Annotated in this window: 19 protein-coding genes; 8 read left to right on the forward strand and 11 right to left on the reverse strand. The window is 67.0% G+C overall.

Annotation, left to right across the window (positions count from 1 at the left end; translation table 11 throughout):
* The 7 genes from AC5P53_RS15075 (at nt 1) to AC5P53_RS15105 (ending at nt 9,943) form a co-directional block, all read left to right on the forward strand.
* Complete coding sequence (locus tag AC5P53_RS15075) at nt 1–546, forward strand: DUF2878 domain-containing protein (RefSeq protein ID WP_014647125.1); 546 nt, start codon at nt 1–3, stop codon at nt 544–546.
* Nucleotides 543–1,328 (forward strand): DUF1295 domain-containing protein, encoded by a 786-nt coding sequence (locus AC5P53_RS15080; protein ID WP_241886803.1) that lies wholly within the window; start codon nt 543–545, stop codon nt 1,326–1,328. Before AC5P53_RS15075 ends, AC5P53_RS15080 begins: the two co-directional genes overlap by 4 nt.
* Nucleotides 1,325–2,398 (forward strand): SAM-dependent methyltransferase, encoded by a 1,074-nt coding sequence (locus AC5P53_RS15085; protein WP_100450030.1) that lies wholly within the window; start codon nt 1,325–1,327, stop codon nt 2,396–2,398. The genes AC5P53_RS15080 and AC5P53_RS15085 overlap by 4 nt, the downstream gene beginning before the upstream one ends.
* Nucleotides 2,399–2,406: 8 nt before the next feature.
* Nucleotides 2,407–2,940, forward strand: coding sequence for a lipocalin family protein (locus tag AC5P53_RS15090; RefSeq protein WP_111206860.1), 534 nt, complete (start codon nt 2,407–2,409; stop codon nt 2,938–2,940).
* 306 nt (nt 2,941–3,246) lie between these two features.
* Complete coding sequence (locus AC5P53_RS15095; protein ID WP_495227452.1) at nt 3,247–6,726, forward strand: DEAD/DEAH box helicase; 3,480 nt, start codon at nt 3,247–3,249, stop codon at nt 6,724–6,726.
* Nucleotides 6,727–6,968: 242 nt separating this feature from the next.
* Nucleotides 6,969–7,619, forward strand: a complete 651-nt coding sequence (locus tag AC5P53_RS15100; protein WP_227864399.1) for a response regulator transcription factor — start codon at nt 6,969–6,971, stop codon at nt 7,617–7,619.
* The gene (locus AC5P53_RS15105; protein WP_241886801.1) at nt 7,616–9,943 is read left to right on the forward strand and encodes an ATP-binding protein; all 2,328 of its coding nucleotides are present in this window, start codon (nt 7,616–7,618) and stop codon (nt 9,941–9,943) included. The genes AC5P53_RS15100 and AC5P53_RS15105 overlap by 4 nt, the downstream gene beginning before the upstream one ends.
* Here the strand turns inward: AC5P53_RS15105 and AC5P53_RS15110 are convergent, their stop codons facing one another.
* The 9 genes from AC5P53_RS15110 to AC5P53_RS15150 form a co-directional block, all read right to left on the reverse strand.
* Nucleotides 9,944–10,699 carry a SapC family protein gene (locus tag AC5P53_RS15110; protein ID WP_032961063.1) on the reverse strand — a complete coding sequence of 252 codons (756 nt, stop codon included), beginning with the start codon at nt 10,697–10,699 and terminating at the stop codon, nt 9,944–9,946.
* A gap of 110 nt (nt 10,700–10,809) precedes the next feature.
* The gene (locus tag AC5P53_RS15115) at nt 10,810–11,082 is read right to left on the reverse strand and encodes a hypothetical protein (protein WP_005409616.1); all 273 of its coding nucleotides are present in this window, start codon (nt 11,080–11,082) and stop codon (nt 10,810–10,812) included.
* A 252-nt stretch (nt 11,083–11,334) separates the two neighbouring features.
* Nucleotides 11,335–13,371: an elongation factor G gene (gene fusA, locus AC5P53_RS15120; protein ID WP_241886800.1), complete on the reverse strand. Its 2,037-nt coding sequence runs from the start codon at nt 13,369–13,371 to the stop codon at nt 11,335–11,337.
* A 448-nt stretch (nt 13,372–13,819) separates the two neighbouring features.
* Nucleotides 13,820–14,569 (reverse strand): hypothetical protein, encoded by a 750-nt coding sequence (locus AC5P53_RS15125; RefSeq protein WP_495227453.1) that lies wholly within the window; start codon nt 14,567–14,569, stop codon nt 13,820–13,822.
* Between the two features lie 63 nt (nt 14,570–14,632).
* On the reverse strand, nt 14,633–15,394 hold the full coding sequence (locus AC5P53_RS15130; RefSeq protein WP_241886798.1) for a heme ABC transporter ATP-binding protein: 762 nt from the start codon (nt 15,392–15,394) through the stop codon (nt 14,633–14,635).
* On the reverse strand, nt 15,391–16,434 hold the full coding sequence (locus AC5P53_RS15135) for an iron ABC transporter permease (RefSeq protein ID WP_241886797.1): 1,044 nt from the start codon (nt 16,432–16,434) through the stop codon (nt 15,391–15,393). Before AC5P53_RS15135 ends, AC5P53_RS15130 begins: the two co-directional genes overlap by 4 nt.
* Nucleotides 16,431–17,477: a heme/hemin ABC transporter substrate-binding protein gene (locus tag AC5P53_RS15140; RefSeq protein ID WP_032961051.1), complete on the reverse strand. Its 1,047-nt coding sequence runs from the start codon at nt 17,475–17,477 to the stop codon at nt 16,431–16,433. Before AC5P53_RS15140 ends, AC5P53_RS15135 begins: the two co-directional genes overlap by 4 nt.
* Before the next feature lie 51 nt (nt 17,478–17,528).
* Nucleotides 17,529–18,905, reverse strand: a complete 1,377-nt coding sequence (locus tag AC5P53_RS15145) for a YncE family protein (protein ID WP_241886796.1) — start codon at nt 18,903–18,905, stop codon at nt 17,529–17,531.
* 122 nt (nt 18,906–19,027) lie between these two features.
* Nucleotides 19,028–20,056 carry an alpha/beta hydrolase gene (locus AC5P53_RS15150; RefSeq protein WP_032961047.1) on the reverse strand — a complete coding sequence of 343 codons (1,029 nt, stop codon included), beginning with the start codon at nt 20,054–20,056 and terminating at the stop codon, nt 19,028–19,030.
* Nucleotides 20,057–20,337: 281 nt separating this feature from the next.
* On the opposite strand from AC5P53_RS15150, the gene AC5P53_RS15155 reads away from it, so the two are divergent.
* A complete protein-coding gene (locus AC5P53_RS15155; protein ID WP_014647092.1) occupies nt 20,338–20,712 on the forward strand; it encodes a hypothetical protein in 375 nt (124 codons plus the stop codon).
* 74 nt (nt 20,713–20,786) lie between these two features.
* On the opposite strand, the gene AC5P53_RS15160 is transcribed toward AC5P53_RS15155, so the two are convergent.
* Both AC5P53_RS15160 and AC5P53_RS15165 read right to left on the reverse strand, forming a co-directional pair.
* Nucleotides 20,787–21,158, reverse strand: a complete 372-nt coding sequence (locus tag AC5P53_RS15160; RefSeq protein WP_014647091.1) for a DUF805 domain-containing protein — start codon at nt 21,156–21,158, stop codon at nt 20,787–20,789.
* A gap of 225 nt (nt 21,159–21,383) precedes the next feature.
* Nucleotides 21,384–22,661, reverse strand: coding sequence for a replication-associated recombination protein A (locus AC5P53_RS15165; protein ID WP_229653762.1), 1,278 nt, complete (start codon nt 22,659–22,661; stop codon nt 21,384–21,386).
* Nucleotides 22,662–22,877 lie beyond the last annotated feature (216 nt).

Genomic DNA, 22,877 nt, shown 5'->3' on the forward strand with positions numbered 1-22,877 from the left:
GTGCGCCGGTTCTGGGCCAATCTGCTTGGCAACCAGCTGGTCTGGCTGTGCGCCGTGGCCGGCGCCGGGCGCGGCTGGCAATGGCCGGCGCTGCTGGCAGCGTCGCTCTACATCGGCAGCCAGCTGCTGACCTCGCCGCAACCTCGGCTGGATCTTCGGCTGATGCTGTTGGCGCTGGCCTGCGCGTGGCTGGTCGACGCCAGTGCCGCCGCCAGCGGCACCGTACGCTACGCCGCGGCCCCGCTGGGCTGGACGCCACCCCTTTGGATCATGGCGTTGTGGGCCGCGTTTGCGATGACGCTGACCACTTCGATGCGCTTCCTGCTTCGCCACCCTGCCCTGCCAGCCGCGTTCGGCCTGCTGCTGGCCCCGCTGGCCTATCTCTCCGCAGCGCGCGGTTTCGATGCGGTTCGATTCACTACGCCGCTGTGGCAGGGCCTGCTGGTACTGGGGGTGGGCTGGAGCATCGCGCTTTCGCTGCTGTGCATGGCCGCTCGTCGCGGCTCCCGCACCATTCCACCGCCCTTGGCCGGAGCGCCGTCATGATCAATCTGGTGTGGGTACTGCTGTATGCCGTGCTGGTGATGAGCTGGGGCTGGGCCTGGCAGCGGCGCCACCGCAACATCGGCGTGGTCGATGTGCTCTGGGCCAAGGGCGTGGGTGCTTCGGCCCTGTTGCTGGCGTGGCTCGGCGATGGTGCGGCGGCGCCACGCATTGCACTGGGCGTGCTCGGTGGCCTGTGGGGCAGCCGACTGGCACTGCACCTGTGGCATCGGGTCCGCCATGAACAGGAAGACGGTCGCTACCGTTATCTGCGCGAGTACTGGCAAGGGCATCAAGCCAAGATCTTCGGCTTTTTCATGGCCCAGGCACTGCTGGTCGTGCTGTTCGCCCTGCCCTTCGTCGCGGTGGCTGCCAATCCACAGACCAGCATGACGTTGTGGGTCGTGGCCGCCGCACTCGTCTGGCTGCTGAGCGTCGGCGGCGAGAGCCTGGCCGACCATCAGCTGGCCCGGTTCCGCGCGAATCCGGCAAACCAGGGTCGCACCTGCCGCGACGGGCTCTGGCGTTACTCCCGCCACCCGAACTACTTCTTCGAGTGGCTGCACTGGTTCAGCTATGTCCTGCTCGCGGTCGGCTCGCCGCTGTGGTGGCTGGCGTGGTCCGGCCCGCTGCTGATGTATGTGTTCCTGCGCTACCTGAGCGGCATTCCATTCACCGAAAAGCAGGCGCTGCGCAGCCGCGGCGACGATTACCGCGCCTACCAGCGCAGCACGCCGATGTTCTTCCCCTGGTTCCCTCGTCCTTCCAAGGAGCATTCCGCATGAGCGCGATTCCGTCACTGACCCCGGCCGACGACGCGGAAACCGGGCTGATCGCCTGGGCCGAACGCGGCCTGGTTCCCGATGCCGCGCTGCGCGCCGGCATCCGTCGCCTGTGCGCGCAACGCCTGCACGAGGAAATGCTGGGCGGTATCGAAGCACAGTCCGCACGCTTCGGCCGTCGCATCGCCGAGCTGGCCGACAGCCCGCTCGCGCTGCATACCGACGCGGCCAACCGCCAGCACTATGAGGTTCCGGCGGCCTTCTTCCAGGCCTGCCTGGGCAGGCGCCTGAAGTACAGCAGCTGCTACTACCCCACCGGGCGCGAAACGCTGGACCAGGCGGAGGACGCCATGCTGGAGCTGTACGGCCAGCGCGCCGGACTGGCCGATGGCCAGCAGATCCTCGAACTGGGCTGCGGCTGGGGTTCGCTGACCCTGTGGATGGCCGAGCGCTATCCCACCGCCGCGATCACCGCCGTGTCCAATTCGCACAGCCAGCGCCAGCACATCATGGCGCAGTGCCAGGCCCGGGGGCTGCACAACGTCGAGGTGATCACCCGCGACGTCAACCAGCTCGAGCTGCCAACCGCACGCTTCGACCGCTGCGTCTCGGTGGAAATGTTCGAGCATGTGCGCAACTACGAGCGCCTGCTGGCGCGCATCAGCCAGTGGCTGAAGCCCGACGGCGCGCTGTTCGTGCACATCTTCGCCCACCGCACGCTGATGTACCCGTTCGAGACCGAGGGCGGCGACAACTGGATGGGCCGCCATTTCTTCACTGGTGGCCTGATGCCGGCGGCCGACACGCTGCTGCATTTCCAGCGCGACCTGCGGCTTGACCAGCGCTGGTTGCTGGACGGCACCCACTACCAGCGCACGGCCGACCACTGGCTGGCCAACCAGGATGCAGCACGCGAGGCGGTGATGCCGGTGCTGGTCGCGACCTACGGCCAGGCCGCCGCGAAGATCTGGTGGCAGCGCTGGCGCATGTTCTGGATGGCATGCGCCGAGCTGTTCGGCTACGACGACGGCCAGCAGTGGCTGGTCGCCCACTATCTGTTCCGCCCCCGTTGAGGTGTGACATGCGCATGCGCTCGCTGCTTCCCCTGCTGGCATTGAGCCTGTTTGGTTCCGGCTGCAGTTCCACCGATACCCGTCCCCTGCCCCGCCCGCCCTCAGTGGACGTGCCACGCTTCATGGGCGACTGGTATGTGATCGCCCACATCCCCTCATGGCCGGAGCGCAAAGCTTTCGACGCGGTGGAGAGCTACGCATTGAAGCCCGACGGGCGCATCCAGACCACCTTCACCTATCGCAAGGGCAGCTTCGACGCCCCCCAGAAGTCGATGCACCCTGTTGGACGGGTCGAGAAGGACGGCAACGGCGCCATCTGGGGCATGCAGTTCATCTGGCCGATCCAGGCCGAGTATGTGATTGCCTGGCTGCGCGATGACTACGGCCAGACCATCGTCGCGCGCAGCAAGCGCGACTACGTGTGGTACATGGCACGCACGCCACAGGTGTCCGAGAGCGACTACCAGCAGGCCGTGCAGCGCATCGCGGCCATGGGTTACGACACCGCAAAGCTGAGGCGCGTGCCGCAGTCGGTGCGCTGAGCCATCGGTCATCCCCACGCAGCACCTGCTGACGGCAGGGCGTGTCGACATCTGCTTGCGCCGGATGTCGCATTCATCACCGCTGCCGCACTGTTCATCCGGCACGCGCGCAGCCGCTGCCGGACCCGTGCGTACAGCGACGCCGCACCTGCCCTGCCTGCAGTAGCTGGCGCTGGGGTCGCGAACACTCAAGACTCGACCGCGGCGGCCGCTAATGGCCAATGCAGGGCTGTGCGCGCCGGCCACAATGGCCGACGAAGGGTGCATTCCGGTCGTGGCCGATTTCACAATGGAAGGAACAGGCAGTTGAGGGAAGAACGACGCAACACGTTGCAGGCCAGTCATCGCGCGATCCTCAGCTTCTGGCACAGGGTTGAGTTCTTCATACCCTACGATCTGCAGGGCCAGGTCCTTGAGTCGAAGGACGCGGACTGGAGCGTACGGCAGCTGTCCAGGGATCAGCTCGAGCGATTGGACCCGAAGGATCTGTGGTCCCCGCCCCTGCCATTTGGTCGCAGGCTGAGCGGATTCGATGTCTACCTCGGCATATTCGACAAAGCCCAGCTGGCCGATATCACCCAGCGGGTACTGGCTGAGACGCCAAGCGGAGACGAGTCGCTGGAACAGGACGAACGGGCCGAACTGGAAGGCCTGACCTGCGCGGCCAGCCTGCGGGCAAGCGCCGAGGGCGTGCTGCAGCTGGGTGAAATCTCGGTATCGACCGTTCCGTGGGCACTGGGCACGATCTCCAGGCGTGGCTTGCAGGGCCTGGACTTCGACGCCTTCCAGGCAAGCCTTGAAGCACTCAAGCGCGACGTAGCAACGTTCCGCAGCGCCGCTGCCACCCCCGCCGGACAGGGTGAGGGCCCAACGCCCTGCAGCCCCGACGACCTGTTGCGCCTGCTCGACATCCTGTGCAACTGGTCGGGTCATGACCCTTCCGCGGGCGACGCGTCCGCTCCGCTGCTGGTCATCCGGGCGAAAAGCGTTGAAGACAAGCCGAAGCCGGGACGGGCAGCAAAAGCCACACCCCCAGGGCCGGACAACGAGCCAACGGCGGAAGCGGACGACGCCGAGGACGACGAGGCCCAGCCCGAAGAGGACGCGGAGATCAGCATCCTCAACAGTTTCTTCGTCGAGGATATCGCGCGGGCCATCGGCGCACTCGACCAGGGCAAGGCCAGTGCGCCCCTACGCGCCTATCTGAGCCCATTGCCTGAAAGCCGACGCGAAGACCTTTACACCCCAGAAGGCCATGCGCTGATTGCCGACCGGCTGCGCCCGCGCCACATCAATCGGGGCCACTGGCCCGGCGATCCTGCACACACGATGAGCCTGATGCAGCAGTTCGCTGTGAACAGCATCTTCGAGCAGGTGCGCGATTCAGGCATCTTCTCGGTCAATGGCCCGCCCGGAACCGGGAAGACCACGCTGTTGCGTGAGGTCTTCGCTGAGAACATCGTGCGGCGTGCACGTGCATTGTCACAGTACGCGACGCCAGCCGCTGCGCTCGGCCCAGCCCGCGAAGTGAACTTCGAAGGTGAGAAGCCGTGCAGGGTCTCGCCACTGAAGGCCGACCTGGCCGACTTCGAGATGGTGGTCGCATCGTCGAACAATGCCGCCGTGGAGAATATTTCGCGTGACCTGCCGAAGAGCCGGTCACTGGGCAAGCCCGGAGGATCGCGCTGGCGCAACAGCACAGGGGACGTGACCTTCGGCTACCTGCGGCCACTGGCCCGCAACCTGCTCGAATGGAACGGCAGGGGCGCCTATGAACGACCGGCGGCAGACAGCGATGCCTGGGGGCTGATCAGCTGCGCGCTGGGCAGGAAGGCCAACCGCGAGGCACTTGTGCGGGCCATCAGCAGGAGCGCCCCAAAAGATGGCAAAACCCCCGCACCGCAGGGCTACGACCGCGCCCGCCACCAGTCGCTCTGGGAGTGGCGGGACAACCCAGCAGCGATGAGCTTCCAGCAGGCCAGGCAGGCGTTCGGCAAGGCCGATGCGATCGTCAATGGCCTGGTCGAAAAGCTGGATCGGCTCGCCTCGCTCAGCCGTGAGATCAGCGGCAACGATGAGGAGAGCTTCTGCCGGCAAACGACTTCTCAGCTTCGCGATGCACAGCGCGCGCATGAGGAAGCTGCACAGCAGTGCCGTGCACTCGAGGGCCAGCGCAGCAGATCCGATGAACAGCTCGCCCTGCTCAAGGCGCAACGCACCCTGCTCAGGGAAGAGAAGCCTGGCTGGTGGGCCCGCATCTTTGACCGGCAGCGCGCGCACAGCCATGCGGCCGCAATGGTGCAGAACGCAGATCATCAGCACCGATGGACCCAGCGCGGGCTCGAACTCGGGACGCAATGTGATACGGCGCAACAGCACCTGGGCCAAACCGCGAGCACCCTGGCCGAGGCATCGGCCGCCGCGCAGGCACGGGCGCAGCAATGGGCTGGAATGACGCAACAGCTCGAACAACTGAAAGCCGAATTCGGCACCGCGTCCCATCCCGCCGACGCGGCCGAACTGGAAGATCAGGACTGGCAGATCAAGGGAGTCTGGAACAGCGAGCAGCTCAACGAGCAGCGCGCCAATCTCTTCGTGGCGGCACTGCAGCTTCACCAGGCCTGGCTGCACGAAGTGGTGCAGAAGGGCGGCGGCTTCGCCCAGAACGTCATTGCACTGTGCCACCTGCTGAGTGGCAAGCGGCTGCAGGAGCCACGCGATGCGCTGGCCATCTGGCAGAGCCTGTTCATGATCGTGCCGGTTGTCTCCAGCACGTTCGCCTCGGTCGCACGCCAGTTCCGCCACCTGGGGCCGGACTCGATCGGCTGGCTGTTCATCGATGAAGCTGGCCAGGCCGTGCCGCAGGCGGCAGTCGGTGCACTGCTGCGCTCCAGGCGCGCGGTCGTGGTGGGTGATCCGCTGCAGATCGAGCCGGTGTTCACCGTGCCGGTCAAGCTGCTGCAGGCGCTGGGCCGAACCAGCGCACTGCCCGCAGGCGTGAACGTCTCGCCCGACAAGACCTCCGTACAGGTACTGGCCGACGAGGCCAACCCGCTCGGTGCCCGCATGGAGTCCGGCGGCTCGCCGCTCTGGATCGGCAGTCCGCTGCGCGTGCATCGTCGCTGCGTCGAACCGATGTTCTCAATTGCCAACACGATTGCCTACGAGGGGAAGATGATCTTCTCCAACCCCTGGGAACCCAGTGCGGCGCGGCCACCCGCCGACAGCCTGGACATCGGCAGCAGCGCCTGGGTACACGCCCCCGGCCGCACCAGCGACAAGCAGGTCGTGCCGTGCCAGATCGACCTGGTGCAGCAGGCGTTGGCCGCGCTCTATCACAGCACCGGAAGCCTTCCCCCGGTCTACATCATTTCGCCCTTCAAGCGCATCAAGAATGCCCTGCTCGAGCGACTGCGGAGCCAGGACGCCTGGCTTGGCCCGGATGCCCCACCCGGCACGCAGGCGCCACGCACCACCGAACTGCGCACGTGGTGCAGGGAGCGCGTCGGCACCGTGCACACCTTCCAGGGCAAGGAGGAAAGCATTGTCTGGATGGTCCTGGGCTGCGACACGGACACGGTGGGCGCGGCGCACTGGGCCTCCAGCAAGCCCAATCTGCTCAACGTCGCCGTCACCCGTGCCCAGCACCGCTGCTTCCTGATCGGAGACACCGCACTCTGGGGCGGCCTGCGCCACTTCTCAGACGCCCATGCCAAACAGTTGCCCCGCATCACCCCGGCGCAGTTCCTGGGTCGCATGTCGATCCCCCGCGTGCAGACTCGATAGCCCTGCCCTGCCCTGACGGCGTCAACCAGTCAGGTCAGGGGCGCAGGGTCACGCCGGCGTGACGCGTCACATTAATGGTTCCGGCAGCCGCGACGGGACGCCTGCAGCACCCCATCCATTTACGTCACGAATGCGTAAGCCCCGGCCGATCAACTGCATCCATCGATCTTTAGGAATAGTCGTAAAAACGCAACGAATTCGATGTTCGACGCGACAGCGGCGCCAGAATGGCGGCCACGCCCATGGGCGCCGACCACCTCCCGCGCATGAATGGATTTCCTGCACCGCGTCGGCTTCGCCTGGCGCTCCTGGACGATCACGAAGTCGTCCGTCGCGGCACCGCCCTGCACCTGTCAGGCGATCTCCGCTTCGACATCGTCGCCAGCCACGGTTGCAGCAACGAACTGCTCTGCAGCCTGCAACGCACACCGGTAGATGTGGCCATCATCGATCTCACGCTTGCCCGTGACGACCTGGGTAGCCTCGAGCTGGTTGCGCTGCTGCGCCGGGAATTTCCGCGCACGCCATTGCTGGCCTTCGCCACGCTCTGCCCCACCACCAACCTCAACAGCCTGATCGATGCCGGACTCCACGGATTCGTCAGCAAGGCCGAACCGCTTGCTGCATTGTCCGACGCCATCGTACGTGTTTCCCAGGGCCTGACCCGGGTTCCACCGGACGTCAGGCTGGCCGGTGATCGCGGCGAGCTCAGCCGCAACGAGCGCGAAGTACTCGGCCTGCTGTTGGAAGGCTTGACGGTCTCCGAGATCGCATTGCGGCGGCACCGCAGCATCAAGACTGTCAGCACGCAGAAGGTGGCTGTGCTGCGCAAGCTGGGATTGCGCAGCGACGTGGAAATCTACGCACTGCGCGAACGACTGGAGACACCGTGAGGCGCCAGCCGCCGTTGCGCCGCCGCTTCCTCTCCACGGGGCTGCTGGCGCTCCTTCTCCTGCCGGCTGCCTCGGCCGAAGATATCCGCTCGCCACGCTGGCTGCCGGGCAGCACTGTACGGGTCGCCACGACTCCCTCCCTGCGCCCCCTGCCCGCGGCCCTGGCCGATCCGTCATCACCGCCAACGCTCGCCCATGGCTATGCCAACCTGGTGGCGCGGCACGCCCAATTCCGTTTCCTGGAACACCCCTACCCGACAACCGCCGCATCAATCCTCGCTGTATGCCATCACGAGGCTGACCTGGTCATGGTGTTTGGCGGCGCAAGGCACCAGCCGCTGCCCTGCCCCGGCCTTGCCGCGTCCACCGCATTCCGTGGCGGCGCCACCCTGTTGGCCGGACGCGCCGGCGAGTGGCTGCCACGGGAGATGCGCGAACTCGACGGCCGGGTCATCGCCGTCATTGAAGGCGGGCCCTACGCCAGCTGGCTGCACGCGCATCACCCGCAGGTCCGGCTGCGGCAGCTGCCAGACCGGCATGCAGCACTGGCGGCAGTCGAAAGCGGGCTGGCGGACGTGGCGATTGGCCTGGAGCCCACGCTGCGCCCCCTGGTTCGACGCCATTTCAATGGCAGCCTGCGCCTGCAGCCGTTCGATAGCGGTTTCTCCACCGACCTTTACCTGCTGGTTCGCCGGGAAGACCAGCAACTGCTTGGGCGCATCGAACAGGCATTGCGGGAGATCACACTGGAAGAGCACGCAGGCCTGCTCCACCTATGGGCAGGCCAGACCCTGCCTGCCGCGGCCGGGAATGCACTGGACTGGATGCAGGCGTCGCCCCCGCGCGGGTGGCTGCTGCTGGGCCCACTGCTGATTGCCCTGCCGCTGCTGTGGCTCGCAATGCGCCACCTGCGGGCGCGCGGTGACCGAAGCAGCGCGCATGCCATCGGCGTGATCAGCCACGAGATGCGCAACTCGGCGCAGGCCGTGCTGACCTCGATCGAGCTGCTGGGGCAATCGACATTGCCCAAGGGCGAGCGTGACCTGCTCGCCGCTGCCAGCAGCGCCAGCCAATCCCTGCGCAGCCTGTTGAATCGCGCACTGGATTTTTCGCGCCTTGCGAGCGGCGCTTTCAAGCCGCATGCGCAACCCTGCGATGCAACCCAGCTGTGCCGGCAGGCTCTGGAGGCGATCCGGCCACAGGCCCAGCGGAAAGGCCTGCAGCTGCATCTCGATGCCCAGGGCGCATCCCCGTCGAACATCCTGGTGGACGCCGATGCGCTACGCCAGATTGCCAGCAATCTATTGGCGAACGCAGTGAAGTTCAGCGATTCCGGCCGCATCGAGCTGCGCCTGCAACTGATGCCGGCGGCGCGTCCTCGGGCGCTGCTGCTGGAGGTGATCGACAGCGGCATCGGCATCGCGCCGGCGCAGGTAGCCACCCTGTTCCAGCCTTTCCAGCAAGGCAGCAGCGGACAGCGGCGTGGCGGAAGTGGGCTGGGGCTTTCCATCGCGCGCGAGCTGGCCCGCGCAATGGGCGGCGACCTCACCGTGCACAGCGTGCTGGGCCGTGGCAGTCGCTTCATCCTGCGCCTGCCGGTGTGCCCGGCTGGCACCGGCGTGGATGCCCAGGACATGCCCGTGGGCGATACGCCACTGGCCGGACTGCACCTGCTGCTGGTCGAGGACCACGAGCTCAATCGCCACGTGATCGCCGAACAGCTGCGGCGCTGGGGCGCAGAGGTGTGCGCCGTGAAAGATGCGGCCAGTGCCCTGGCCGAACAGGCACGACAGCCCCGCTCCGTTGCTCTGATCGACATTGGGTTGCCTGGCGCCGATGGTCACGTGCTGGCGCGCGAGCTACGCGGGTCTGCCGGGCGCACCGTTCGCCTGATCGCATTGTCTGCCCGCACCGGACGGCGTCATCGCGCACGCTGCCACCGCTCGGGCTTCGACGCGGTGCTGGCCAAGCCGCTGCGCGCCGCCCAGCTGCTGCCTGCGCTCGACATTGCGCGACCAGAGGGCCTGGGCGCAGCCGCGCAGACGATTGACATGGACGCGGCCTACATCGCCGACATCCACGATGAGCTCGGCAACATGGAGCGGGTTATTGATCGAGCGGATGCATCGGCACTGGGCCATCACGCGCACCGATTGCAGGGCACGCTGCAGATGCTGGGCCAATGCGAGCATGCGGCCATCGCGGCGGAGCTGGTCGACCTGGCGCATGACGCCGCGCCGGACTGGGCCGATGCGCGGCGCCTGCTGGACGTGCTGAAGGCCGGACAGGGCTCCCGCCCAGCGGCAACCCTGCCAATGCCTTGATCAGGCGGCCAGGCGCTCGACCTGGCGACGGGTCAGGTCATTGAAGCGACCCAGCGACATCAGGTGCTGGTGGATCAGTGCCAGCCAGCCGCTGCGGTGCCACTCGACCACGGTGGCTTCCGGCAGCGCAACGAACTTCTCGACGTCCACCACCAGGAAGCCATTGAGGTTGAACTCGCGGCCATCCGGGGTACGCACGGTGGCGTTACGCTCGACCAGCAGGCCGTTGTCGGTCAGGGCCTTGGAGAAGGCCAGGGTCTGTTCGTGCTCGCGGGTGTACTGGCCGCAGAACTCCAGCGCCTGCTGCACCATTTCGGTGGCCTTGCCGTCAACGAACAGCGGCTGGCCTTCCTCGCCGCCCTTGACCACGCGCGGGCTTTCTTCGTCGATGCCCAGCAGGAAGTCATTCTCCGCGCCGGTGTCGATGAAGATGAAGGGGTGGCGGCGCAGGTAGGCCGGAATATAGGCCTCGTCTTCCCACAGGCCGTCCTTGATGAACAGGTTCTGGTCGGACACGCCGACGGCAGCCATCGGAACCGCACCGGGGCCGGCGAACAGGATCGGGAAATGATGCAGCGCCAGCGAGAACTCGCCCAGCACCAGCGGAATGGCGTTGTTGCCGGCGGCGAACTCGAGCTTGCCCGGCAGGATGCGCAGATCGGCGTGCACATCGGCCTGCAGCGGCACCGGACGGGTATAGAACAGGGGAGCGCCGCTCGGCGCCGCTTCGGTGGTGGTGTCGCTGGTGGTGGTCATCTTGGGAACCGTTCGATCATGCGCGCCTGCCATCCCGGGCACGCCAGCGGGAACAACCTGAATCCCGCATTATCAACAAGCTCGATGACAACGGCCACCCCGCCAGCGAACTATTTCAGCTGCAGGGGGTAGCGCTGCCAGAGCACGTGGACCAGGAACCCGGCCAGTTCGGTGTCGCGCGCGCTCACCGCTGCACGGATCTTGTCCAGCAGCACCATGTCGCTGCAGGAGCGCACATCGGCGTGGTTGGCCTGCCCTGCCCGGCGCGCACGATAGCGTGCGGCCCGCTGCGCATCGCTCATCGCATACCCGAACTTGGGCGGACGACCGCGCTTGCGCGGCAGGGTCAGCTCCAGGGTTCCGGGGTCTTTGTCATCACGCATGAGAGGGGTGCGGGCGGCGGCGAGCAACGGGGGGTGCGCAATTTATCGTGAGGCATCACTTTAATCCAGCTTTTTCTGCAGTTTTGTTGCATCGCAATGCAAAAAAACGCATCGCGAGGGCCCCATCCACGCATGGCGTGGATCTAGTGCAGAGCTCGCGACCCGATCAGCCGGTAAATCCACGCCACGCATGGATGTGGAAACCCGAACCCACAAAAAAGGGAGCCCGCGAACGGGCTCCCCTCACCTTCTTCATGCAGCGCGCACCGGCTCGTAGCCATGCAGGTGCGCCTCGCTGCTGGCCCGCCCCTGGCTGAGCGAACGCAGCGAGGTGGTATAGCCCACCAGCTGCGCCAGCGGTGCGAAGCCACTGACCTCGGCGCGACCATCCTGATCGTCGATGCGGGCAATGCGACCATGGCGGCGGTTGAGGTCGCCGACCACATCACCCACCGACGCTGACGGCGAATGCACCGTCACCGCCATCACCGGCTCCAGCAGCTGCGTGCCGCCTTCGGCCAGCGCCGCCTTGATCGCCTCGGCGCCTGCGCGATGGAACGCCATCTCCGAGGAGTCCTTGGCATGGGTCTGGCCATCGACAAGACTGACCTCGATGCCGACCACCGGATGGCCCTGGGGGCCTTCCGACAGCGCAGCACGCACACCTTTCTCCACCGCCGCGATGAAGCTGCGCGGCACCACGCCACCGACGATGCGGTCGTTGAATACGACCTGGTCGTCCTCGCGCGGCGATACATCCAGCACCACGTGCGCGAACTGGCCCTGGCCGCCGGTCTGCTTGACCAGCCGCCCGACGACGCCGGTCATCGCACGCATCGGCGTCTCCTGGTAGGCCACGCGCGGCGCACCTACGCCTACGTCGACCTTCCATTCGCTGCGCAGGCGCTCGACCATCACCTCCAGGTGCAGTTCGCCCATGCCCCAGACCAGGGTCTCCGCCGTGTCGCGATCGGTTTCGACGCGGAACGAGGGATCTTCCTGGGCCAGGCTGGCCAAACCCTGTGCCATCCGGATCAGGTCGGCCGCACGCGCCGGCTCCAACCGCCACGCCAGCACCGGTGCCTGTGCCTGGATGTTCTCCAGGCGCAGCGGCTGCGCACGACCGCTCAGCGTTTCACCACTGACCGCATCCTTCCAGCCCAGCACTGCAACGATGTCACCGGCCACGGCCTGTTCGATGTCGTGGGTCTGGTCGGCCTGCACCCGCACCAGGCGACTGACACGCCGCCCCTGCGGATGCTGCGAACTGGCCACCGCATCACCCACCTTCAAGGTGCCCGAGTACAGCCGCACGAAGCTCAACGCGCCGTGCTGCTGGTGGGTGATCTTGAACAGCAGGCCGGCCAGCGGACCGTCCGGGTCCGGCGGCAGCACGACCTCGCCCTCATCGCTTTCGGCGCTGACGGCAGGGCGATCCAGCGGCGACGGCAGGTAATCGACCACGGCGTCCAGCAGCGTCTCGATACCCTTGTCCTTGAACGCAGCACCGGCCAGCACGGGCACGCCCGCACCCGCCAGCGTCGCCCGGCGGATCGCCGCGCGCAGCTGCCCGGCGTCGATCACGCGACCTTCCAGCCAGGCATCGGCCAGTTGCTCATCGTGATCGGCCACGGCCTCGACCAGCGCATCGCGCTGGGCTTGCCACTGGGCCCGCGTCGCTTGCTCCCACGGGGTCACCGTGGTTGCGGCACCATCCTGCCACTGCAGCACGCGCTCATCGACCAGATCGACCCAGCCGTTGAAGCCACTTTCGCTGCCCAACGGCACGCCCAGCGCCCACGGCCGCGCCCGCAGCTTGTCCCGCAGCTGCTCCAGTACGCGCTCGAACGAAGCGCCGACGCGGTCCATCTTGTTGACGAAAGCGATCAGCGGCACGCGGTGGCGACGCGCCTGGCGCCACACGGTTTCGGACTGCGGCTGCACGCCATCCACGGCCGAGAACACGGCCACGGCGCCGTCGAGCACGCGCAGTGAACGCTCGACCTCGATGGCGAAGTCGATGTGGCCGGGGGTGTCGATCAGGGTCAGCCGATGCGGCGGCAGGTCGCGCGGCGCCCACTGCGCCTGCACGGCGGCAGCGCCGATGGTGATGCCGCGTTCGCGTTCGATCGCCGAGAAATCGGTGGTCGCGTTGCCGTCGTGCACTTCACCGACGCGGTGGATCTCGCCGCTTTTCCACAGCAGGCGTTCGGTCAGCGTGGTCTTGCCGGCGTCGATGTGGGCAATGATGCCAAGGTTGCGACGACGGGAAAGGGTCTGGGTGTTCATAAAGAGGTTCCTGCAAGGCCAACTTCAGGGGCCGCGCACCCCGGTTGGCGACAGGGTGCGCGGCTAGCGTTCGGTCTCGGCGATCTGGTGCATGGCACGTTCTCCTTTGCGGTGCTGGGTAGCGTCGGCTGGGTAGCGTCGACTGGGTAGAGTCGACTGTTAGTCGACTAACAAAAACAAAAAGAGCGCCCGGGGGGCGCTCTGTCGAAGGTCCAGCGATGGCCGCTTCAACGGCCTCGTGGGGCTCCAGGCAGACACGCCCGTTCCGCGTTGGCGCGGGTCAGGGTGAAAAACTTCAGGAGCGGCATCCGGTTCATGGGGCGCATTCTAGACCTGCCAATCTGGCGCGCAAGTGAATATTGCAAACATAAATGGAACGATGAGGCCGACAATGATCGGAGTCAGATCCCTTTGCCCCTGGACAAAGGGATCTGACCCCTCTCAGCCTTTACTTGCAGCCGTGCAGCGTGCGCGCCTCGGCCACGGTCGCCGCCTGGTCATCCCCCATCGGAATCCACCCCTTCAGCGACGTCGCCGGGTCAATGTGCGGCAGCCGCGGGCCACCATGGATCAGCACCTCGGTCCAGCTCCCCACCGGCGCCAGTTCGGACAGGCGTGCCGCCTGGTCATCCTCGGTGCTGAACGTGTCGTCCGGGCTCGCCGGGGGCGTCGTGTTCACGGTCTCGGTCTTGCGGGAATGCACACGCAGCGCGCCGCCCGGCATGCGCTGGGTGGTGACGTCGTAGCGCTCGATACCGTACGCCCAATGGCTTTCACCAATGCTGCGGGTCTCGCTTCCGTCATCCGCCACAGCCACCACCTCGCCCGCCGGCCCGACCACGCCCGCGACAGCACCCAGGCCGGACATCAGCGCCTGGTAGACGATCATCTGCCGCTGCTCGGTGCTCAACGCGGCGGCCTTGAGCTTGGCAGGGGGAATCTGCAGGTATGCCGCCTCCTTGCAAAGCACCAGCACCCGCTGGTCATCCCAACTCACGGACATTTCCTCGCTGGCGAAGTAATGCGTCCGGATGGACGCAACAGGGGAACCCGCGCCAGCGGAATGCCGTATCTCGATCAGCGAGGCATTCTCCGCCGCATCGGTCAGCGAAACCGGAGAGGTGGAAGCCGCAGTCGCAGCGCCTGCGAAGCCAACCAACACGGCCAGCAGCGTGCCGCGCGAAATGCTACAGATCATTGCATCAGTCCATTGAGGGAATACCGGTCAGACATGATACGCGGCGACGACAGCAGATCCGGACTACGTCACCACCACCAACGGCACCCCGCGCCGCGGATGCTCCAGCACCACCACATCCTGCTGATAGACCCGCTGCAGGTTGTCTTCGGTGAGCACCTGCAGCGGCGTGCCATCGGCCGCCACCCTGCCCTGCTCCAGCAGCACGATGCGGTCGGCATAGCCGGCGGCCAGGTTCAGATCGTGCAGCACCACGATCACGCACGCACCGGCTTCGGCACAGGCACGCACACTGCGCAACGTACGCTCCTGGTGGCGAAGATCCAGCGCCGCGGTCGGTTCATCAAGCAACAGCAGCGGCGTGTCCTGCGCCAGCACGCGCGCGAACGTGGTGCGGGCGGACTCGCCACCGGACAGCTGCTGCACTTCGCGCAGGCGTAGCGCCTGCAGTTCGGCGGCATCGATGGCAGCTTCCACCCGTGCATCGTCCACACGCGGATCCGGCGGATGCGGCAACCGTCCCATCGCCACCACTTCTTCCACGCTGAAGGCGAAGCGCACGCCATGTTCCTGCGGCATCACCGCGCGCTCGCGTGCCAGCGGCCCCGCCTTGTAACTGGCCAACGGCTTGCCCAGCAGGCTCACCTCACCCGCATCGGCGCGCAGGTCACCGGCCGCCACCGCCAGCAACGTAGACTTGCCCGCGCCGTTCGGGCCAACCAGCGCGGTCACCGTGCCCGGCTCGAACGCCAGCGAGATGCCATGCAGGATCTCGCGCTGCTGGCGGCGCACCACCACCTCGTGCAGCTTCAGCAGCACGTTCATGGCGCCGCCTTGCGGCGCTGCTGCAGCACCAGCCAGAGGAAGAACGGCGCACCCAGCGCGGCCGAGAACAGGCCCAGCGGAATCTCCGCAGGTGGATCGAGCGTGCGTGCGGCGGTGTCGGCCACCACGATCAGCAGCGCACCGAGCAGCCCGGACAACGGCAGCAGCCAGCGATGACCCGGGCCGACCAGCAGTCGCGCCACGTGCGGCACAACCAGGCCGACGAAGCTGATCGAGCCCGCGAACGCCACCGCTGCGCCCACCAGCAGCGCACTGAACGCGACCAGGCGACGCCGCGTACGGGTCACGTCCAGCCCCAGGTGCTGCGCCTGGCGCTCACCCAGCGCCAGCATGTCCAGCGGCGTGGCCAGTCGCTGCAGCGCAAACACGCCGAGCGCAAACAGCGGCACCACCGCGACCACGTCGGCCCAGTTGGCGCGCGCCAGCGAGCCCATCTGCCAGAACACCAGCGACTGCAGCTCGCTTTCGCTGGCGATGTAAGTAAGGAAACCAATCAGCGCCGAGCAGAACGCGGCCATCGCGATGCCGACCAGCAGCAGCGTGGCATTCCCACTGCCTTTGCCGGGCCGGGCCAGCGCATAGGTCACGCCGATCGCCAGCGCGCCGCCGACGAAGGCTGCCACCGGCACCAGCCAGCCGGCCGCACCGGCAGCGCCGAGAACAATGGCAGCCACCGCACCCAGCGCAGCACCCTGGCTGACACCGACGATGCCGGGGTCGGCCAGCGGATTGCCAAACAGGCCCTGCAGGCTGGCACCGGCCATCGCCAGCGACGCACCGACCATCGCGCCCAACAGGGCGCGCGGAATGCGCAGCTGCCAGACCACGGCCAGATCACGGCTGCTGACTGCCCCTGGGTCAAGCAGGCCCAGCTTCACCGCAAGCGCCTGCATCACCTCCAGCGGCGGCAACCGCAACGGACCCACGGCGAACGACGCCAGCACTGCCCCCAGCAGCGCCAGCAACGCCACCATCAACATCGTCCGCCCGCGACGGCGGCGCCGATCCGCCGGACTCATGCCTTCGGCAAGGCTGCCAGGGCCTTGGCCAGCGCCAGCGCGCCCGCACCAGAACCCACGCTGGTGTACTTCAGCTGCACATCCGGCATCACCCAGACCCGATTGGCCTGCCCGGCCGGCGTCTGCTTCAGCGTCGGGTACGCCTTCCACAGGCCTTCGGCACCGCCGAACAGCCGCAGGTCATGCTCGGTCACCAGGATCACCTCCGGTGCCGCGGCGACCACCCCCTCGTTGCTCAGCTGCGAGTAGTTCTTCACCCCGGCCTCGGTGCCGATGTTGATGCCGCCGGCCAGCGCGATCAGCTGCGCTGACGCGCTGTCGGCACCGGCAACAGTGGGCGAGCCGCCAGCGCCGGTGGCCGATACGTGGATCAGTCGTGGCGCATGGCCCAGGCCCTTGCCAATCGCTGCAGCCTCGTCGAGCTGGCGCTGCACCTGCGTGGCCAATGTTTGCCCCGCTTCGGCCAGCCCTAGTGCGGCGGCGACCTTGCGCACCTTGTCCGGGGCCGGCTGCAGATCATCGATGACCACCGCCGGCTCACCGACTTCGCGCAGCTTTTTGGCCAGCTCGGTGTGGCGGCGCAGGCTGTTGCCGAGGAACAGCGAGCCCTGCAGGCTCAGCACGCCCTCCACGCCGGTGGTGCGGTTGAACAGGAACTGGTGCGGCGCGGCCAGGCCGGCCTGGGTGGTGGTGTTGGTCGGCGCGGCGAATACCTGCGTGCCCAGCCCCAGTGCTTCGATCACCGCGATGACGTCGTCGCCACCGGCAATGATCCGGCTGGTATCGGTCACCTCGATATCGGCGCCGTCATCGGAATGCACCTTGGCCGGCAGCATCGCCTTCTGGTCATGCACGGCCGGCAGCTCGGCACCGGCCACGCGCTGCCAGCCTGCCGGCAACGCGGTTTCGGCAGCGGCCGGTGCGGCGGGCGGCTCGGCGGCCTTCTGGCCATCAGGCGGTGTCGACGCGCCGCCACAGGCGGCCAGTACCAGCGAAACAGCCAACGGAAGCGCACACAGGCGCAGACGGGACGCGATGTTCATGCTCGTTCTCCTTGCTGGCAGGGCGGCGCGCACGCCGCCCCACCGTGTGACTTACTGCTTCGGGGTGATGCGGGTGATGCGGTCACCCTTCGGGTCCTCAGCGCCGCGCGACTTGTTCACCGCGAACACGTTGCCCTTGCCATCGGCGCGGACGTGGTTCGGCAGCGTGCCGCCATCAAGATTGGCGACCACCTTGCCGTCGCCATTCACCACGGTGACCGTGCCAGCGCCACGGTTGCTGACATAGGCCAGGCCGGAGGCATCATCGAAGGCGACGTTCAGCGCACCGGCGCCGACCGGCACGTCATGCAGCACCTTGCCGGCAGCCACGTCGACGATCAGCAGGTTGTCGGTGCCCTGCGAGGCGACGTAAAGGCGGTTGCGTGCCGCATCGAAGGCCACGCCCGAGGCACTGATCGAATTGCCCAGATCGATGACCTTCTCGACCTTGCCGCTGGCCACATCGATCACCGCCGCTTCCGGGGTGCCGATGCTGACGGTGAACAGCTTGCCGCCCTTCTCGTCCAGCACCAGGCTCATCGGGGTGAACGTGCCGTCGTCCACGCCGGATTCCAGCGTCACTGCCGGCAGCTCCTTGAAGGTCCTGGCGTCGAACACCGACAGGTGGTCCTCGCCCGTTGCCGAGGCGAACACCTTGCCGCGGGTGCCATCGACCACCACGTCGCGCGCGTGCGGCACAGTGTCGGCCGGGAACTGGTGGACCAGCGACAGGTCCTTCTGCCGGTAGACCGCGATCGAGTTCTGGCGGGTGTTGGTCACCCAGACATTGCCGTTGGTGTCATCCACGCCCACGCCGTAGACCGCGTACACCGCACCATTGGTGCTGCCCGGCACCTGCGCCGGGGTGATCGCCTTGGTCACCTTCAGCGACGTCGGGTCCAGCTTCAGCAGCTGCGACTGGGTCACCGGCGGGCGACCCACCGCCGAGGTCACGAACACTGCGTTGCTGGCGGCACTGTAGGCGGACTGGTACAGGCCCGGCACCAGCTTGCTGGACCGGGTGGCGAACTGCGCCTGGCCGGACAGCGGCAACTGCGGCGACACGCGCAGCTTCAGCACCGTGGCCGCAGCCGGCTGGCTGGCGCGCACCACCACCGGGTGGGTGCCCGGCACCGCGTCGGCCGGAATGCTCAGCTGGGTCTTGAAGTTGCCATCGGCATCGACCACCACCGGCTGTGCGTTGAGCACGCTGTCGCCACGCAGCAGGCTGACCTTCTGGCCCGGCACGAAACCACGGCCGACCACGTCGGCGGTGCTGCCGGGAACCACGTTCTCACCGCGTGAGACGACCTCACCCTTGAAGGTGGCGTTGGCCGGCTGGTCGAACACCGGCTGCGCGGTGGCGGTCACTGCCAGCAGCAGGCCGGCAGCGAGAGAGGTAAGACGGAGAGACGGACGGAACGACATGGCAGGCTCCTTGCACACGTAGGTCGCGCCACGTGGCGCGGGGGTCATCGGTTGCCTGGGCCGCTGCACGTCGGCAGCCTCGCCTGGGTAGTGGAGTCGCACGGCAGCGCGTGCGAAGGGATTCATTCGGCGGCGTTGTCACCGCCATTGGGCGCGCCATCGCCGGCGCTGCGATCGGTCACGCCGTACAGCTCATGCAGCGCCGCATGGAAGGACGCCGGCAGCATCGGGCCGTGGCCAAGGCCGGGGAACTCGCGGTACTGCACGCTCAGGCCCGGCACCTTGCCCAAGCGCTCGGACAGCTGCATCGCCGCATCCGGGGTGGCGCCACCGATGCGGCGCAGGTGCGCGACCACGCGCGGATTGTTCATGTCGCGCTTGCCGCGATCACCGACACGCTCGGCACCGCCCAGCATCAGCCAGAGCCTTGCCGGTTGGCCGTGCACGTTCTGCACGAACTGTTGTTCCGGATCCCCCAGCGCCGCACCCTGGCTCCACCACAGCGACGGGCTGGCGGCCAGATAGGACTGGAAGGCGGCCGGACGCGTGTACAGCGCATTGAGCACGAACAATCCACCCAGCGAGTGGCCCCACAGCGCTTGCTGCTGCGTATCGATGCGTGCGCGACGCTCGACTTCCGGCTTGATGCGGCGTTCGATCACATCCAGGAAGGCCGCAGCACCACCGCCGACCGCCTGGGTCGTACCGCTCTCATCGTCGGCACGGTCGATCCATGCGGTGTAGTCGCGGGTGCGCGCCTTGGAATCGATGCGCAGGTCGTTGTCGTAGCCGATCAGCACCAGCACCGGCGGCGCCTTGCGCGCGGCCAGCTCGGCCAGCAACGGCTGATCCAGGACCATCGCGACGGCGTTGCCGTCCAGCGCGTACAGCACCGGAGAGGGCACCTTGCCGGCCTTGGCCGGGATCGCCAGGTTCACCCGCCAACGGCGCTGCTGGTCCGGGCTGTCCACCACGAAATGCTCGAAGCGATAGCTGGCCGCCGGCTCGTCGAGCACGGTGCGGCCGATCTTCTGCAGCGGGTTGCGCTGCTGTGCATGGGCATATGGGGTGACCAGGAGCAGACCCATCATCAAGGCGGCCAAGCCGCGGGCCAGCGGACCACGGCGCGAAGGCGGAACAAAGTGCTTCATCAGCGGCGGCAGAAGCGGCCCAGGGCCGCCGGTTCACAAGGGACCGCAGTCTACCTTAAACGCGAATGATTATCACATCGATCAAACGTCACACTGTGTATCACGCGCGCGCATGCCCGGGTTGCGCAAGGGGCAGCAATTCCCCTATTTTGCCGCCCATCGGGGCATTGGATCGCCCCGCTTCCAGCGCAGCCATGGATGGCGGGCACTTGCCGCCATCCGGGTCGCGTTCATCTGCACACAACCGGCATGGGATTGGATCCCATGATTGTGAGACTCCCTTGAAGCACACCACCCTGATCGCCCTCTCCCTCGGCCTGCTTGCGCCGCTGGCCGCCCATGCCGCACAGGACCTGCCAACGCTCTACCAGGCCTTTGAAGAAGCCGGCAATTCGTCACTGGGCATGGACCAACTCAACCAGACGGTGACATTCACTGCCGTAGCCCTGAGCGTTTCCAGCAACCTGGCGGGCGAGCCGCTGATCGAGGCCGGCGACGACCAGGGCAATGTCCTGGCCCGGCTGACCAGCGACGACGAACAGCAGGCGGCCAAGCTGGGCGCACTGGAAGAAGGCGCGACGTTCACCGCCAGCTGCACGCTGCAGTTCAGTTCCGGCACGGACTACCTGTCCTTCGGCGACTGCACCATCAAGTAAAGACGAAGCCGGCGAAATGCCGGCTTCTTTTCTTTGCCTCTTGTGGAGTCGAGCCATGCCCGACTCGCGAAATGTCACGGCCCCGAAGGCACCGGACCATAAGCATTTTCCTGCGGCGTGCCCGGCAGCAGCGCGAATACGAAGATCACCAGGCCGCCGAACGGAACGAAGGCCAGCAGGTACATCCAGCCCGACTGGTTGCAGTCGTGCAGGCGGCGCACGGTGACGGCGATGACCGGCACGAACGTGGCCAGCCAGAACACGACAAACAGGATGATCGACGCGATGCCCAGGACGTCGGACTGCATCACCAGCCCGGCAACGAGCGGCACCATCAGGACGGCGGAGACGATCAGCATGAACAGCTGGAACATCCAGTACTCACGACGGTTGGCACGCCCCTCGAACTGGGCGTAGCGCTTCAACGGCAGAATCATTTCCTGCACGGCATCAATCCTTGAAAAAGTGGCCGCGCAGTGTGCCAAAGACCGGCGCCGGGAACAATGTGGAGCCGAGCCATGCTCGGCTGCCATTGGCCCTGTAGAGCCGAGCCCATGCTCGGCTGCCATTGGCCCTGTAGAGCCGAGCCCATGCTCGGCTGCCGTTGCCGCAGGCGCTGCTGGCCCGGTCCAGAGCGGAGTCGAGCGCGGCTCGACGCTACATAAACCGGGTCAGCGACCCTTTGCCGCCCTCGCCGCTTCGCGCTCGGCACGCAGCCGGTCCAGCTTTTCCTTCAGCTTGATTTCCAGGCCACGCGGCACCGGGTTGTAGTACACCCGTTCGCCCATCGCATCCGGGAAACCCGTCTGGTCCAGCGCGATGCCACCCTCGGCGTCATGGTCGTACTGGTACTCGGCGCCGTAGCCGAGCTCCTTCATCAGCTTGGTCGGTGCATTGCGCAGGTGCAGCGGCACTTCTTCGGTACCACTCTCGCGCACGTCGGCCTTGGCCTGGTTGAAGGCGGCATAGCCGGCGTTCGACTTGGCGGTGCTGGCCAGGTAAAGCACCAGCTGGGCGAACGCCAGCTCGCCTTCCGGGCTGCCCAGCCGCTCGTAGATGTCCCAGGCTTCCAGCGCCATGCTCTGCGCGCGCGGATCGGCCAGGCCGATATCCTCGATGGCCATGCGGGTCAGCCGGCGCGCCAGGTAGGACGGGTCGCAGCCACCATCGAGCATGCGGGTCAGCCAGTACAGCGCGGCATCCGGGTTGGAGCTGCGTACCGACTTGTGCAGCGCCGAGATCTGGTCGTAGAACTGCTCGCCGCCCTTGTCGAAGCGACGGGTGCGATCGGCCAGCACCTGGGTCAGGGTCTGCGGCGTGATGCGCCCTCCCTCCCCGCCCGCCAGTTCCGCGGCGATTTCCAACAGGGTCAGCGCACGGCGCACATCACCATCGGCAGCGGTGGCGATTTCCAGAAGCAGTTCGGGGGCGACCTCGATACCCTCTTCGCCCAGGCCGCGCTCGCGATCACCCAGCGCACGTTCCAGCGCCTCGACGATGTCGGTGGGCGAAACGCCTTCCAGGACATGCACGCGGCAACGCGACAGCAATGCGGAATTCAACTCGAACGACGGATTCTCGGTGGTGGCACCGACGAACAGGATCGTGCCGCGCTCGATGTGCGGCAGGAAGGCGTCCTGCTGCGCCTTGTTGAAGCGATGCACCTCATCCACGAACAGCACGGTGCGCCGGCCCTCCGCGAAGCGTTGCGCGGCCTCGGCCAGCACCTGGCGCACCTCCGGCAGCCCGGACAGCACGGCAGAGATGGCACGGAATTCCGCATCGGCGTACTCGGCCAGCAGCAGCGCCAGCGTGGTCTTGCCGCAGCCCGGCGGCCCCCACAGGATCATTGAATGCACGCGACCGGATTCAACCGCGCGACGCAGCGCGCTGTCCGGCGCCAGCAGGCGCTTCTGCCCAACCATTTCGTCGAGAGTGCGCGGCCGCATGCGCTCGGCCAGCGGGCGCAGGTGTTCCCGATCGACGCTCAGCAGATCGGGACCAGGGAAGGAAGTTGAACGATGTCTTGCCACCCGGTCATTGTACCGCGCCGCCCAACGGTAGCGCCGGGCCGTGCCCGGCGGCGGGACGCGATGTCTGGTAGTGCCGGCCGCTGGCCGGCAGATCCCAAGCGTGCCAACCAACGGTTGACACCCACCAAGGCG

This window comes from Stenotrophomonas sp. YJH_SMC_82, from assembly GCF_059368875.1.